Origin of the sequence: Blautia sp. SF-50 (assembly GCF_900101315.1) — a bacterium.
In the GTDB taxonomy this organism is placed as follows: Bacteria; Bacillota; Clostridia; order Lachnospirales; family Lachnospiraceae; genus Blautia_A; species Blautia_A fusiformis.
This window is the reverse complement of sequence record NZ_FMUW01000010.1, coordinates 54,404-67,457: the sequence shown is the minus strand read 5'-3', so window position 1 is coordinate 67,457 and position 13,054 is coordinate 54,404. Positions and strand designations below refer to the sequence as shown.

At 43.5% G+C, this 13,054-nt stretch carries 20 protein-coding genes and 1 tRNA gene; all 21 read left to right on the top strand.

Annotated features, from left to right (window positions below; translation table 11 throughout):
• The first annotated feature begins 83 nt into the window (after window positions 1–83).
• Window positions 84–239: a hypothetical protein gene (locus BLP57_RS17825; RefSeq protein ID WP_173739689.1), complete on the top strand. Its 156-nt coding sequence runs from the start codon at window positions 84–86 to the stop codon at window positions 237–239.
• 15 nt (window positions 240–254) lie between these two features.
• Window positions 255–461, top strand: coding sequence for a hypothetical protein (locus BLP57_RS08320; RefSeq protein ID WP_092070849.1), 207 nt, complete (start codon window positions 255–257; stop codon window positions 459–461).
• 252 nt (window positions 462–713) lie between these two features.
• Complete coding sequence (locus BLP57_RS08315; RefSeq protein ID WP_092070846.1) at window positions 714–1,472, top strand: rolling circle replication-associated protein; 759 nt, start codon at window positions 714–716, stop codon at window positions 1,470–1,472.
• 1 nt (window position 1,473) lies between these two features.
• Complete coding sequence (locus tag BLP57_RS08310) at window positions 1,474–1,986, top strand: hypothetical protein (RefSeq protein WP_092070842.1); 513 nt, start codon at window positions 1,474–1,476, stop codon at window positions 1,984–1,986.
• 50 nt (window positions 1,987–2,036) lie between these two features.
• Window positions 2,037–2,438 carry a hypothetical protein gene (locus BLP57_RS08305; protein WP_139148832.1) on the top strand — a complete coding sequence of 134 codons (402 nt, stop codon included), beginning with the start codon at window positions 2,037–2,039 and terminating at the stop codon, window positions 2,436–2,438.
• Between the two features lie 10 nt (window positions 2,439–2,448).
• A complete protein-coding gene (locus BLP57_RS08300; protein WP_092070950.1) occupies window positions 2,449–3,231 on the top strand; it encodes a ParA family protein in 783 nt (260 codons plus the stop codon).
• Complete coding sequence (locus tag BLP57_RS08295) at window positions 3,218–4,930, top strand: ParB/RepB/Spo0J family partition protein (protein WP_175442965.1); 1,713 nt, start codon at window positions 3,218–3,220, stop codon at window positions 4,928–4,930. Before BLP57_RS08300 ends, BLP57_RS08295 begins: the two co-directional genes overlap by 14 nt.
• A gap of 112 nt (window positions 4,931–5,042) precedes the next feature.
• Window positions 5,043–5,450 (top strand): hypothetical protein, encoded by a 408-nt coding sequence (locus BLP57_RS08290; protein WP_092070833.1) that lies wholly within the window; start codon window positions 5,043–5,045, stop codon window positions 5,448–5,450.
• Complete coding sequence (locus tag BLP57_RS08285) at window positions 5,425–5,694, top strand: hypothetical protein (RefSeq protein ID WP_092070830.1); 270 nt, start codon at window positions 5,425–5,427, stop codon at window positions 5,692–5,694. Before BLP57_RS08290 ends, BLP57_RS08285 begins: the two co-directional genes overlap by 26 nt.
• Window positions 5,661–5,915, top strand: coding sequence for a hypothetical protein (locus BLP57_RS18000; RefSeq protein WP_207646696.1), 255 nt, complete (start codon window positions 5,661–5,663; stop codon window positions 5,913–5,915). Before BLP57_RS08285 ends, BLP57_RS18000 begins: the two co-directional genes overlap by 34 nt.
• Window positions 5,912–6,340 (top strand): hypothetical protein, encoded by a 429-nt coding sequence (locus BLP57_RS08275; protein WP_207646695.1) that lies wholly within the window; start codon window positions 5,912–5,914, stop codon window positions 6,338–6,340. The genes BLP57_RS18000 and BLP57_RS08275 overlap by 4 nt, the downstream gene beginning before the upstream one ends.
• Window positions 6,341–6,527: 187 nt before the next feature.
• Entirely contained in the window at window positions 6,528–6,713 is a 186-nt protein-coding gene (locus tag BLP57_RS08265) for a hypothetical protein (protein WP_092070819.1), read from the top strand.
• Window positions 6,703–7,626, top strand: coding sequence for an SPFH domain-containing protein (locus BLP57_RS08260; RefSeq protein WP_092070817.1), 924 nt, complete (start codon window positions 6,703–6,705; stop codon window positions 7,624–7,626). Before BLP57_RS08265 ends, BLP57_RS08260 begins: the two co-directional genes overlap by 11 nt.
• Window positions 7,627–7,693: 67 nt before the next feature.
• Complete coding sequence (locus BLP57_RS08255; RefSeq protein WP_092070814.1) at window positions 7,694–8,110, top strand: hypothetical protein; 417 nt, start codon at window positions 7,694–7,696, stop codon at window positions 8,108–8,110.
• Between the two features lie 106 nt (window positions 8,111–8,216).
• Window positions 8,217–8,303 (top strand) — tRNA-OTHER (locus BLP57_RS08250).
• Between the two features lie 182 nt (window positions 8,304–8,485).
• Window positions 8,486–8,797 carry a helix-turn-helix domain-containing protein gene (locus BLP57_RS08245; protein WP_242872579.1) on the top strand — a complete coding sequence of 104 codons (312 nt, stop codon included), beginning with the start codon at window positions 8,486–8,488 and terminating at the stop codon, window positions 8,795–8,797.
• Between the two features lie 15 nt (window positions 8,798–8,812).
• Window positions 8,813–9,367 (top strand): ImmA/IrrE family metallo-endopeptidase, encoded by a 555-nt coding sequence (locus BLP57_RS08240; RefSeq protein WP_092070811.1) that lies wholly within the window; start codon window positions 8,813–8,815, stop codon window positions 9,365–9,367.
• A gap of 190 nt (window positions 9,368–9,557) precedes the next feature.
• On the top strand, window positions 9,558–9,686 hold the full coding sequence (locus tag BLP57_RS18440; RefSeq protein ID WP_255363765.1) for a hypothetical protein: 129 nt from the start codon (window positions 9,558–9,560) through the stop codon (window positions 9,684–9,686).
• Window positions 9,687–9,901: 215 nt separating this feature from the next.
• Window positions 9,902–10,135 (top strand): hypothetical protein, encoded by a 234-nt coding sequence (locus BLP57_RS08235; RefSeq protein WP_092070808.1) that lies wholly within the window; start codon window positions 9,902–9,904, stop codon window positions 10,133–10,135.
• Between the two features lie 220 nt (window positions 10,136–10,355).
• Window positions 10,356–11,129, top strand: coding sequence for a phage terminase small subunit (terS, locus tag BLP57_RS08230; protein WP_092070805.1), 774 nt, complete (start codon window positions 10,356–10,358; stop codon window positions 11,127–11,129).
• Window positions 11,089–12,750 carry a PBSX family phage terminase large subunit gene (locus BLP57_RS08225; RefSeq protein WP_092070802.1) on the top strand — a complete coding sequence of 554 codons (1,662 nt, stop codon included), beginning with the start codon at window positions 11,089–11,091 and terminating at the stop codon, window positions 12,748–12,750. Before terS ends, BLP57_RS08225 begins: the two co-directional genes overlap by 41 nt.
• The last annotated feature ends 304 nt before the right edge of the window (window positions 12,751–13,054 follow it).

Below are 13,054 nucleotides of genomic sequence, written 5' to 3'. Positions count from 1 at the left end.
AGAAAAAGCGTTCGACAAAGTAGTAAAAATTCTATAAACACAATAAACACAATCTTCATACGATAAAACAGGAGGTGAACTAGATGGCAGTTATCAAAGAAATCAAAAACGGATCCGGAGGAGTAATCCGGATCCATGACGACTACTGCAAGAACAATACTCCGGAAGACAACCAGAAGATCATAGATAACGTATCTCGGATAGTCAATGATTATTACATAAGAAAATCAGTGGGGTAGAGGAGACGAATAAAGATGCAGAAGAACCTGATCATCAGTCTGGTCATAGGCCAGCTAGTAGCATTGCTTCCGATCTGGGACTGGGGTGACAAACTCACATTCCTGACAGGAAGCATCTGCATAACAATCGTGGCCATGATAGTGATCACATGGCTGGAAGATAGAACCAGAGCAATGAAAAGAGCCCTCACATCGGCAAATGTAAAGGGCTCACGTAATTAAAGACAACTTCAGTATATCAAATTTGGAGAAGAAATCAAGAGGTAAAAGAAAAAAGGCTCAGGTGTTGCACCACCTGAGCCAGGATCATCCGGTCCCTGGAGTAAATTAGTTTACATAAATATAACACCAGGGAGCCGGAAAGTCAAGCATCCGGCGGTTATGTACCGCTATATTTTTAACCTTTTTTTGAGGGGACAAGATCCCCTTGCAGGCTTGATTAAACGTATTAGAGATGAGACGAGGGACACTTTTATGAAGTGTGGGTATATAAGGCAGACCTGGGACTGTGGGAACACCAGAGAAGTAGAAGAAAAACATACAGGAAGATATGGTGCCAGGGGACAGAAACGCCAGAAAAGACGGAAAGCTACCCCGGAAGAAATTGCAAAGCAAAATCAATGGAAAAGGGAAAGGGATGTTCGCAGGCTGATCAAGTGGAATTTCGGAATAGGAGATTACTGGTTCACGCTGACGTACAAGAAAGGCTCACGGCCACCCAGGAAACAGATGCAGAAAGATATGTCAAAGTTTATCCGGAAGCTCCGGGACAAGTATAAAAAATATGGATGGGAACTGAAGTATATATACCGGTTAGAAATCGGGAAGAATGGAGGACCCCATGTACATATTTTAATCAATCGGAAGTCAAACGATGAAACAGACACAGGCCTGCTGGTAGAAACACTCTGGGAACATGGCCATGCACAGACAAAAAGGGTGTATGACGTTGATTCTGGAGAACTAGCACAGTACATAACCAAGCCGCTGCAGGATCATGAGCCGGAAGATCTGAAACGGTATCACCCGTCCAGGAATCTAATCCGCAAAGATCCAGAAAAAGAAGAGATAAACAGAAGAAGCTTGCTGGACAAGCATGGAAGGCCGCGAGATCCGAAGCCGCCAAAAGGCTGGGCGATCGTGCCAAACTCAGTAAAATGCGGAAAAAACAAGATAACAGGATACGCATACCGACATTACATATTGATCAAAACAGAAAAGAGAAGGAATTAACATGCAGCAAGTAAATGTTTTTATTGAGACAAGCAGCCGGTTTCGCGGAAATGTGGAAAGAAAATGCGGATATGTGCTGTCGACTCAGCTCCGGACAGGGAAAGCGACAAGGGAGCATTTTGGAAGGGTAACTGGAACATATCATCAGGCCATATTGCTTACCATGGTGGATGCATTGGATCACATGACGAGAACCTGTGACGTGTGCTTTTACATAAGCGATCTGTATGTTACAAGTCGCCTGGGAAAGATCACGGAAATGGCCGGATCCGGCTGGTTGGACACAAAAGGAAAGCCAATCGCGAACAGAGAGGAATGGCGCAGACTGTTTAAAGCTATAAATCAGCTTCCGGATCCACACAAAATCTCTGCAAAAACAGAGAAACACAGTTATTCCGCATGGCTGCGAGAGGAGATGAAGCACCGTGAATGTGGAAGAATACTGGGGCAGGGGCTGGAGCCTGCGCCCGGAACAGGACATATTAACAATGGAATGTCTGGGTACCATTACTAAATCAGGTACCCGGTTTACATACTACAAAGACGAAAAAGGAGGAATATGGTTTGATGATGAACCGATCGGAGGAAAACCAGAATGGATGCAGAGAGCAGACAAGGAACGAAGACGAAGGCATAGACGGCATCCTTGAGAAATTAATGGCATATGTCTGCGATGAATTGTGCTGGTTTCGAGAAGAAATGCAGGGAGATTTGATGGACAGGATATGCGGACGTTGCGGATTACAACAGTATGCTGACAGAATCCGGGAGGAATATGAGAAGATCAATAACTTTGATAAGAGCCAGACCGGTCAGCTTATGAACAGATATCGTAAGATCACACTCTGCAAAGACTGCAGGTACAGAGCTAAAGGAAAGTCAGGATATCACTATTGTAGAGGGTTTGGCCTTCCAGCTGTACAGTTGAGAGAAAATGATGGATGCAGCATGGGAGAGGAAAGATAAGGAGGATATCATGAGAACAATAGCAATCATCAATTTAAAGGGCGGTGTGGCCAAGACCACATCAAGCATTAACATCGCATACATACTGATGCGGAAAGGATACAAGGTGCTTCTGGTTGATAATGACAAGCAGGGGGACTGTTCACGTGGAATGAACCGCCGTACCCAGGATGGGGAAGGGATTGACCGGATCATGGTAGACCGGCATCCGGATATGGAAAAACTGATCAACAAGACTGACTATCTGCATCTGGATATCATCACAGCAAACCTTGGTCTCCTGACTGCAAACATGGAAGTAACCATGGACCGTGTACGCCCACAGCAGAACCGGTTGAGAAAGGCACTGCAGCAGGTAGCCGATAATTACGATTTCTGCGTGATCGATAATGCTCCGGATATCAATGTGTCGGTGATCAACGCCCTGACTGCCACAGACGATGTCCTGATTCCGGTAGAAGTAGATGATAACACGCTGGAAGGTATGAACGAGCTTCTGGATCAGATCGATGATGTAAAAGAAGAATTGAATCCGGATCTGAAGAACGTGCGCTGCTTTATAACAAAATATCAGAAATTCAACCAGGCGCACCTGCAGGGAGCGGAGATCATAGAAGAACAGTACCCGATCATGAGAACGAAGATACGCTTTTCCGGTGTAGTAGCAAGGAGCACATTCGTGCGCATGCCTGTAGCCCTGCACAGTCCCAGATCAGCGGCAGCAGAAGACTATGAAACCCTTGTGAATGAGTACCTGGATATGATTGGAGATGAAGACGATGGCGAAATTTGATCTGAAAGGACTTCTCAATGACAGATCAGTCCCGGACCGGCAGCAGGACCAGAAGATCGTATACCGAAATCCAAAAGATCTGATCCCGTCAGAAGAAAACTTCTACAACACAGAGAAGCTTGAAAGGCTGAAACAGTCGATCAAGCTTCTGGGGATCCTTCAACCGCTCCTGATCGAGAACAGGGATGGGAAGGATTACGTTATAGCCGGCCATTGCCGCCGGAAGTGCTGTATTGATCTGCTCAATGAAGGAAATGACAGATTCAGCCGGGTTCCATGTATATATAAAACACAATCGAAACTGGAACAGGATGCGGGTCAGGAAAACGACATAGTACGCCAGATCATGATCATCCAGGCGAACTGTTATCGTGATAAATCCGACTGGGAAAAAATGACTGAAACGCTCAAGATGGAAGGCCTTGTGAAAGAACTCCGTGAGAAATCACAGATGGAAGGAAAGACAAGAGACATCCTGAAAGACCTGATCGGAACATCCGGTGGCCAGTTGGGAAGATATCATGCAATCAGCACAAACCTCTGCGAACAGCTGATGTCAGAATTTGAAGAAGACAGGATTAAGATTTCCGTGGCCTATGAAGCGTCCAAACTCAACAGAGAGTATCAGAAACAGGCCTGTGAGTTATACGAAGAAACAGGAATCCTGACACTGGACGATATCAGAGACCTGTACCGGCAGCAGGAAGCAGAGAAAGGTATTCCTGGCCAGATGACCATCGAAACAGCAACAGGCCAGAATCGGCCGCCGGAAGATGATACGGAGATTCCGGCAGAGACACAGATTGAGCGTTTCTATGAGAGCACAAACAAGAACATGAAGAACTACATCATCCAGGAAGACAAGAACATGACCATCTTCATGCTTTCGAACTTGTATGGATCAGCACGTGTCCGAAACGGACACCTCAATTACCAGGGATCAACCGCCGGGATCACCTTTAATCCAGGAGGGGTATTTGAACACGAGCTGTCCTGGCAGTCCCTTGCCAAGATCCTGATCGGGAAGTATGGGCATAAGAAACCGGTCAAGATGGTACCTGTAGATACACCGGATAATGCAGAATACACAATATCGGCAGCAGTGAAAGCATTCTGTGGGGCATATCCTGAAAAATTAAAAACAATCATGAGAATATGCAGGCTATACAATAACAATGGAGAAGCTGCCAGAGCAGTGCAAAAGAGGATTGCGCCGCATGGATATCACGGATGTACCGGACCTGAGGTAGGCTATACATTCATGAGCTTTAACGCAGGACTGGAGATTGAGGTTGGCAAAGAAAAAGTGTCCATGAAGTACGGAAGGTTGATTGCAGAAGCAAAGAAACTTTACGATCCATGTGATTCTAAGTTCAATGAAGAAGAACGCTGCCAATCAGTAGCGGAAACACCGGACGAAAAGCAGCACGATTTTGTTGAAGATACCAAAATCACAGATCATTTCAGTGATACCACCGAGATGCCAGATGCCTGGCCGCCGGAACTGAAGGACATCCCAATTCCAACGGAAACAGAAATAATGGGATATTTGTACGATGAAGAGCGAAAACTCAGGGAAATTCTTGAAGTGGAAAAAGAAGAACCTGGGATGCCGCACATGGAGATTATGAGACAGCAATTAATCACAGCAGGATTGAGATTGATCAAGAATCTTGTCGAAGATTGTCGAGAAGAATAAACAAGGGTGTTTTCGAAAAACCGATTAACATATAAACCCATCAGTCCTGCCGCATGAGCCTGTCAGAAATGCGGCAGGGGAAAGGAGGGTGTCCGATTCGGACACACGGAAAATGAATTACGATAACTTGAAATTCCCAAAACAGGGAAAGAAAAAAAGAAAGAGGTCAAAAGCTTGGAAATATCCATGCAAAAGAAAGAGGGAAAGTATTATTCCTGGAGATAGAAAAGATAGATGTTACATATGCGGAAGTCATATAAACATAGAAAATCATCATATTTTCTTCGGAAGTAGAAACAGAGATAATTCAGACTGGTGTGGCCTTACGGTTCATCTGTGTCTAGAACATCATAAAGAAGGCAGGATATCTGCTCATAAGTACCGGGAAGTTAACGATGCACTAAAGCGGATTGCACAGAAAGCGTTTGAAGAGAAAATCGGCAGTAGAGAAGATTTTATGCGAATATTCGGAGAAAACTGCCTGGAGGAAGAAAATGAGAAAGAGGATGAACCTGTATAAGGTAGTAGACCAGAACGGGAAGCAAGTGTTTGAGAATCTTCTGACGGCTAAACAGGTCACAGAAAAGACCGGCTGCACAAAGAATAATGTAGCACAGGCGGCAGCCAATTTTGCTCTTGTGAATAAGAAGTATCGAATTATCCCGGAAGACATCAAGCTGAGTAAAGCATTAGATGTTGAGCTCCTGGCAGAATGGGACAGGTATCGGAAGTGGATGCTGAAGGCAGTAGGGAGGATGAAGTGAACAAAAGGCAGAAAAAGAAACTGTTCAACAGAAAATGTGGATACCGGCTTGTAAAGCTCCCACACAATTTCCAGACGTGGGTATTCCAATATTACACTGGTATCGGAGCAGTAACATACAAACGCATTTGCACAGAGAAAATCCCAGACAGAGCGAAATGCTTGATAAACACCAGAAACGTGGAGAATTTCAACCGGATCATGGCAGAAAGGAGAAAATGATGGAGAACACATGTAAAACCTGCATCAACAACGATGATGGTCTTTGCGACCGCAAAGGAATCCTTGTAGAAGATGAAGATTTCTGTGAGTATCACTGGGCAGCAGGAAAGAAGATCAGAATGAAAAGACATGAGAAGAAGATGGATATCACACCAGAACTGATGCTGTCAGCATATAACACGCTGATACAGGGATGTAAAAGCCGGCCGGCCAGTGAAGATGGAACCTGCAGCAACTGCATCTTGTATCAACACTGTCCAGGTACATCAAATCTTCTTCCGGAAGACTGGCAGGAGATACACTATCCGTTTTTGACAGGAAACACACTGCATTACATAAAAGCCGGCAAGGTCAAGCAGATTGTATTTGCCAGACGGGAAGATGCAGAGGAAAGACTTGCGGAAATGAAAGAAGGTGTGAAATGAGTTATAAGAACAACGAAGGCTATCCAGATCCGACAGCTGGCAAGGCAGTCCGGTCAGCTGGTAGGATGCCGACACATATCTACAATGCCTTTTGTGTCCTGAATAATACGGCAGGTCTGCTGGGGTTGGAGATTACAGGGCTGAGGGATAAAAAAACGGGTCGTGAATGGCCACAGAGGAGGTGAGAATGATGTGGGTAATATTTCTTGGTTCCGGCATGGTGTTCGGAGCCGCAGCCCTGGTACTGATCTGGATAGGAAGCAGAGTGATCCTGTCAATTAGGCGGCAGCAGAAGAAGTTTGAGATTGAAGATGAAACATACAACAAAGTAAAAGAAGCTATCAAAGAAAAGGAGAACAAAAATGAAAAGTAAGATTATTATCGGAACCGTGGCAGCAGTAGCAGTTCTTGGCGGAGGATACACTGTATCAAGAATGGATTTTATCGGCACAGGTAAAGTTGGTATCGTCTACAACTATAAAGATGGAGTACAGGACACAGTACTCACCCCGGGAATGCATTTTATCGCACCGATGAACAAAGTAAAGGAATTCAGTACCAGCAACGAGATCCTTGTTCTCACAAAGGACAAAAGGGACGGCAGTAAAGAGGATGATTCTTTTAAAGTGGCCACATCAGACGATGCCAGCATTGCAGTATCTTTCCAGATGAGTTACCGATACGATCCGGATACAGTGATTGATACATACAAACGTTTCAAGGGAATGGACGGGGAAGATATTATCGAAAACCGTGTCAAAACTGTTTTGAAGTCAAAGATTTCTGAGGTTACAACCGATTATTCAATGATGGACATCTATTCCGGAAACAGATCCGAGCTGAATAACGCTATCACGGAATATCTTAACAAAGATTTTCATAAAAAATACGGCATTGAAGTCCTGGATGCTTCCATCGTAGATGTGCATCCGGATAAAAAGCTGAAGCAGGCCATTGATAATAGAGTGACAGCCTTGCAAGAGAAACAACAGGCTCAGGCAGAGCAGGAAAAGGTTAAAGTCCAGAAAGAAACAGAAAAACTCCAGGCTGAAGCAGATGCCCAGATCGAACTGACTAAGGCAAAGGCAGACGCAAAGAAAGCTAAGGTTAAAGCAGCAGCTGAAGCAGAAAACACAAAAACCAAGGCAAAAGCACAGGCAGAGGCTAATAAAGAACTCAGTGCATCCATTACAGATGAATTGATCAAAATGAAGGAGGCAGAAGCTCACTACAAAAACGGCTGGGTTACAGTCCAGGGAGCCGATGCCGTGATCGCGGATAAATAAAAGAAATGCAGAGAAAGCCGGGAGCATACACGTTCCCGGCTAAAAGCATCGAAAGGGGAGGATACCAGTGGGCGAGATCAAGATCACCAGGAAGCTTCTGGATAACTACAGAAAGTTAAAGAGGGAAATACCGGTCCTCAGCATGGAACTGGCTGAAATGAAACAGGGGGAGGCTGGTCTTGGAAACAGTACGATATTTGACTACACCACCGGCTTTGCGCGACCACAGAGTGTAGTTGGATTCGACCAAGCACGATATGACCGGAGAAAGCACACATACGATCATAAAATGGCACAGGCGGCAGCAGTGGAACGATGGATCCAGAGCATTGAAGATGGCCAGACAAGATATGTGTTCAAGGCATTTTACCAGCAGGGAATGACCTGGGAGAAGATAGCAGAAAAGACAGGATATTCCCAGAGCCCGGATTATCCAAGGCTCTATATCAGAGATACATATTTGAAAAAATGTGAGATTAAGTAAAAAATATCGTTTATATCGGAAATATCGTTATAGAATACAATAGAAGCCAAAGGCATAAAGGCCGGCGGCTTTCAGATATTGACTGACAGGGCCGACCACCCTGTAATGGAACGTAGCTTAGTGGCAGAGCAACTGTGTAACCAGAAATTGACTGATGAAGTCGATGGCGATGGTTCGAATCCATCCGTTCCGATCAGGTGTACACACCTGCATATATAATATTCCAATCATCACAAGAAAGCATCTGGCAGCGGGTGCTTTTTTTATATAAAAAATGACAATAAATGCGACGAAAAATATAATAACTTGACAAAGTGATAATTGAATGATATAGTATGGATGTAGCAATCGATTGCTAATAAGGAGGAAGACAAAATGGCAAGGGGCATAGCAGAGCGTATGGCAGAAATAATTTCTGACCGTAAAATGACGCAAAAGGATCTGGCATTTTTATCAGGAGTGACAGAATCTGCCATTTCCCATTACTTAAAGGGAGATCGCATACCGAGAGGCGCCACTCTGATTAAAATTGCGAAAGCACTTGATACATCAACGGATTATTTATTGGGCCAAGATAATACAGGTGGCTTACAGAAAGAGTTTGATGATGCACGAGTGATTTTAGCACGAAATGCTTCAAAAATGAGTAAAGAGCAAAAAATGGAACTTATCAATCTTTTAATGTAACAAGCAGGAGAACATATGCGTCTGGAAGATGAGCAGTATGAAGAGATTAAGAGGACAGTGATAGATACCTTTTCTGTGTATGGAATCAGATGCATTCCAATTAGTGCATTTGAAATGGCTACAAAAATGGGAATCAAAGTTATTCCGTACTCGGCATTGAGTGAGGAAAAGAGAAGTGCAGCAATGCGTGAAAGTAAAGATGGATTTTCAATAGGCAGTTCTCGTAGCCAAGAGTGGATGATTTTTTATAACGATGCTTGCGAAAGTTATGGAAGAATCAATCAGACCATAATGCACGAAATTGGTCATTACGCAATGGGCCATATCAAAGATGGAGAAGAGGAAGAATCGGAGGCAAAATTTTTTGCTAAATATGCACTTGCGCCGCCGCCGTTGATTCATACTTTCATAGAACATATCACTCCAGATTCGATAAGAAACGTTTTTGATCTAAGTAATCAGGCAGCGAAAAATGCTTATTGGTATTATCGAAGTTGGCTGTATAATAGCGGAAGTTATTATACAGATTACGAAAAGAAAATACTTGAGTTATTTAAGGCTGAATGTTAAGTAAAGGTGTATAAGTCAAAAGGCTTTATACATAAACAAAAAACCAAGCACCCATTTATATGGAGATGCTTGGCTCTTGCGAAAAATGTAAATGCAGTTGTTCAACTGGTTACAATTCTCTCTCGACAATTGAATTGTAACACTGTATTTATCCTTTTGCAAGAGTTACTTGCGAAAGGAGGGGATATTCATGTGGATTTTTAGAACGTGGATTACCAGGAAAGATGGCACGAAAGATTATGCCAAGGATCATGGTAAAAAAGCCTTTAGATTCTGGGTAGGTCCTGGACCGGAACCAGATAAAAAGAAGAATCAGTAGTATTTTAATTAAAGAGGCGTATTTACCAGTTGGACGCTTCTACCCAAAAGAAAGGCATAGGTAGAAGAATATGGCTAAGACAAAATCCAGTGTTAGAGGAACTCAGAATAAAAAGATCGTGGTTGTAAAACCATATACACGAAGTGATGGTGTAAAAGTCAGAGAACATAGACGATCAACACCAAATTAGATATTATGTGATAGGAGATAGGTTTATGAATTTAAAAGAACAGATTTTAAAGGATTTAAATGAGATGGACGGAAGCGCAGTTGATAACAAATATAATAATATATATGGGAAATACAAAATTGCAGTAGCCGAATTGCAAAAAGATGGACTCATTGTTGGCGCAACGGTTTTTTATTACAAAAATACACAAGAACCGGAAGTTGTTTCTTTAAAAACAGCTGAATTGACGCAAAAAGGAAAAGCGTTGTTAAGTGTGTAAAGACGATGCATACAAAAAGGCACCCTACGGGGTGCTTTTCTAATGCAATTTTTCCTACAGCGTGCACGGCACCAGCACATACATACCTTACGCATGGATTCACTGTATGTAAGTGTTTGCGCACCTCCTTTCGGCGTGGCAGCAATCGGCTGTCACTATGGTGCCGGCAGGACTGTAATTTACAAATATAAAAAACGAAACGAATGAGAGGTGGTGAGGCTTGCCAAGAGCACCAGATCAGAGAATTGAAGAGGCCAGAAAGATATATGCTTCTGGAGCGAAATTAATTGAAGTTTCTCAGAAGCTCGGAATCCCGGAGGGGACAATCCGAAGCTGGAAAAATAGATATAAATGGGATGATGCAACGTTGCAAAAGAATAAACGCAACGTTGCGAAAAAGAAGGGCGGACAGCCCGGAAATAAAAATGCGGAGGGGCATGGAGGAACCGGTCCGCCGGGAAATAAGAATGCAGTCAGGACAGGAGAGTTTGAAACTCTCTTTTTTGATACCCTGGAACCGGAAGAAAGAACATTGGCAGAGATGATCCAGCCGAACAAAGAGCAGCTGCTTCTCAGAGAAATCCAGCTTCTTGCAGTCAGAGAACGCCGGATGCTGAAAAGAATCCAGTCTCTCCGTGAACTGGAGGTTCAGACCGGATCTGAAGAAGATTCGGTACCATGCGGAATGTCTGTAACGGAATATGCTTCCGGTATTGAAAAAGGAAAACAAACAGAACTTCGAAAGTACGAAGGCATTCTTGGCCAGATCCAGGCTATAGAGGATGCTCTGACTAGAGTGCAGGCCCGGCAGCAGAAAGCAATCGAGATGCTGCATAAGTTTGGTTATGACGATGCAAAACTGGAACTTGCAACCATGCAGCTTGAATTTGAGATGCTGAAGCAGGATAACCAGGCAGAAGAGACTACCGATGATGGTTTCCTGGAGGCAATGAATGCAACAGCGCAGGATGTCTGGGGTGACGAGAATGTATGAAAAACTCAAAACTCTGAAAGATAAGCTGCAGAAGATGAAAACCAACAGAGCCAACAGGCAGATAGGCCAGACGTTTCATTTTTCTCCGTTCTCAAGAAAACAGAAACAGGTCCTGACCTGGTGGTGCAAAGAATCCCCGGTTCACGATATGGATGGAGTTATTGCCGATGGAGCAATCCGATCAGGAAAAACAATCAGCATGTCTTTATCATTCGTTATGTGGGCCATGAGTACATTCACTGGCCAGAACTTTGCCATGTGCGGAAAGACCATAGGATCCTTCCGGAGAAATGTTCTGTTCTGGTTGAAACTGATGCTTCGATCAAGAGGATATTCCATCACGGATCACAGGGCAGACAACCTTCTAACCATCCGAAAAGACGGAAAAGAAAACTACTTCTACATATTCGGCGGCAAGGATGAAAGATCTCAGGATCTGATCCAGGGAATCACGCTGGCAGGAGTGTTCTTTGACGAAGTTGCCCTGATGCCGGAATCTTTTGTGAACCAGGCAACAGGCCGATGCTCTGTAAAAGGTTCAAAGTTCTGGTTTAACTGCAACCCGGATGGCCCGTATCACTGGTTTAAACAGAACTGGATAGATAAATCTACCGGATATCTGGGAAAAGAAGAAACTGCCCGGAGGATGCAGCAGGCGGCCGCGGAGGGGAAAGATCCCGGTCTGAAAGATATTCTGTATCTCCATTTCACTATGGATGATAACCTGTCCCTGGATGAAGAGATCAAAGCCAGATACAGGAGCATGTACGTTGGAGTATTCTTTAAACGTTATATCATGGGGCTTTGGGCGGCAGCAGAGGGAATCATCTACGACATGTTCGATGAGAACAAACATGTCCAGGATATCAAAGATTTCTATCAGCTGTTGATTAACGGGAATCGGTATGTTTCCTGTGATTATGGCACACAAAACGCCACAGTATTCCTGCTGTGGAACAAAGGAACCAACGGAAAATGGTACTGCATCCGGGAGTATTACTATTCCGGAAGAGACAAAGGTAAACAGAAAACAGATTCAGAATATGCAGACGACCTGAAAGAGTGGCTGGATGGAACTAAGATCAAAGCGATCATCGTAGATCCATCGGCCGCTTCTTTTATTGCAGAACTCCGGAAACGGGGATATAAGGTCCTGAAAGCCAACAATGATGTTCTGGATGGAATCCGGCTGGTTGGAATGCTTCTGAACCTGGAGAAGATTGTCTTTGCTTCTTCCTGTAAAGAAACCATAAAAGAGTTTGCTTCTTACATCTGGGATGAGAAAGCCCTGGAGAGAGGAGAAGACAAACCGGTAAAACAGTGGGACCATTGTCTCACCGGAGATACATTGATAGATACGGTAAAAGGAAAGATTCCAATAGAAAAACTAATTGGAAAGAAGGGAAAGGTGTACTGCTATGATGTAAAACGAAGAAAGAAGGCAATATCTACATTTTACAATGTACGAAAGACAAGAAAAAATGCAGATATTTATAAACTTACGTTGGAAGATGGGAACAGTATAAAAATGACAGCAGATCATCTTGTGTATACGCAAAGAGGTTGGGTTGCGTTAAAGCACCTTAAAGCAACAGATAAGATTTTGAAAGTTACTACTTGACTTGTTGCATGTAACATGCTAATATTGTTACATGCAACAAGGAGGTGAGATAAGTAGAAGCGAAAAGCAGAGCTGAGTATTTCAAAGAGCGCAGAGAAAAATTTAAAGCGTTTCATGTTGAGGTAGAAAAAGAGAAAATGATGCGTTTTGAAGAAAAACTTAAAGAAAAGAACACTACAAAAAAAGAATGGCTTGATGAAAAAATCAGCGAAGAATTAAAAAAATAAGGAATTCCGCCCCGACCAAAGATTGGAATTCCTTATAGCATGTAGAAGTTTCCTTCTGTAAATATTATAATGCAGAT

What these genes read in the sequence shown, in the direction of transcription:
- BLP57_RS08290 (WP_092070833.1), top strand. Translation starts at nt 5,043, where the DNA reads ATGAATTACGATAACTTGAAATTCCCAAAACAGGGAAAGAAAAAAAGA.
- BLP57_RS08315 (WP_092070846.1), top strand. Translation starts at nt 714, where the DNA reads ATGAAGTGTGGGTATATAAGGCAGACCTGGGACTGTGGGAACACCAGA.
- BLP57_RS08285 (WP_092070830.1), top strand. Translation starts at nt 5,425, where the DNA reads ATGAGAAAGAGGATGAACCTGTATAAGGTAGTAGACCAGAACGGGAAG.
- BLP57_RS08235 (WP_092070808.1), top strand. Translation starts at nt 9,902, where the DNA reads ATGAATTTAAAAGAACAGATTTTAAAGGATTTAAATGAGATGGACGGA.
- BLP57_RS08310 (WP_092070842.1), top strand. Translation starts at nt 1,474, where the DNA reads ATGCAGCAAGTAAATGTTTTTATTGAGACAAGCAGCCGGTTTCGCGGA.
- BLP57_RS08240 (WP_092070811.1), top strand. Translation starts at nt 8,813, where the DNA reads ATGCGTCTGGAAGATGAGCAGTATGAAGAGATTAAGAGGACAGTGATA.
- BLP57_RS08275 (WP_207646695.1), top strand. Translation starts at nt 5,912, where the DNA reads ATGATGGAGAACACATGTAAAACCTGCATCAACAACGATGATGGTCTT.
- BLP57_RS08300 (WP_092070950.1), top strand. Translation starts at nt 2,449, where the DNA reads ATGAGAACAATAGCAATCATCAATTTAAAGGGCGGTGTGGCCAAGACC.
- BLP57_RS17825 (WP_173739689.1), top strand. Translation starts at nt 84, where the DNA reads ATGGCAGTTATCAAAGAAATCAAAAACGGATCCGGAGGAGTAATCCGG.
- BLP57_RS08245 (WP_242872579.1), top strand. Translation starts at nt 8,486, where the DNA reads ATGGCAAGGGGCATAGCAGAGCGTATGGCAGAAATAATTTCTGACCGT.
- BLP57_RS08295 (WP_175442965.1), top strand. Translation starts at nt 3,218, where the DNA reads ATGGCGAAATTTGATCTGAAAGGACTTCTCAATGACAGATCAGTCCCG.
- BLP57_RS08320 (WP_092070849.1), top strand. Translation starts at nt 255, where the DNA reads ATGCAGAAGAACCTGATCATCAGTCTGGTCATAGGCCAGCTAGTAGCA.
- BLP57_RS08260 (WP_092070817.1), top strand. Translation starts at nt 6,703, where the DNA reads ATGAAAAGTAAGATTATTATCGGAACCGTGGCAGCAGTAGCAGTTCTT.
- BLP57_RS08265 (WP_092070819.1), top strand. Translation starts at nt 6,528, where the DNA reads ATGATGTGGGTAATATTTCTTGGTTCCGGCATGGTGTTCGGAGCCGCA.
- BLP57_RS08225 (WP_092070802.1), top strand. Translation starts at nt 11,089, where the DNA reads ATGCAACAGCGCAGGATGTCTGGGGTGACGAGAATGTATGAAAAACTC.
- BLP57_RS18440 (WP_255363765.1), top strand. Translation starts at nt 9,558, where the DNA reads ATGTGGATTTTTAGAACGTGGATTACCAGGAAAGATGGCACGAAAGAT.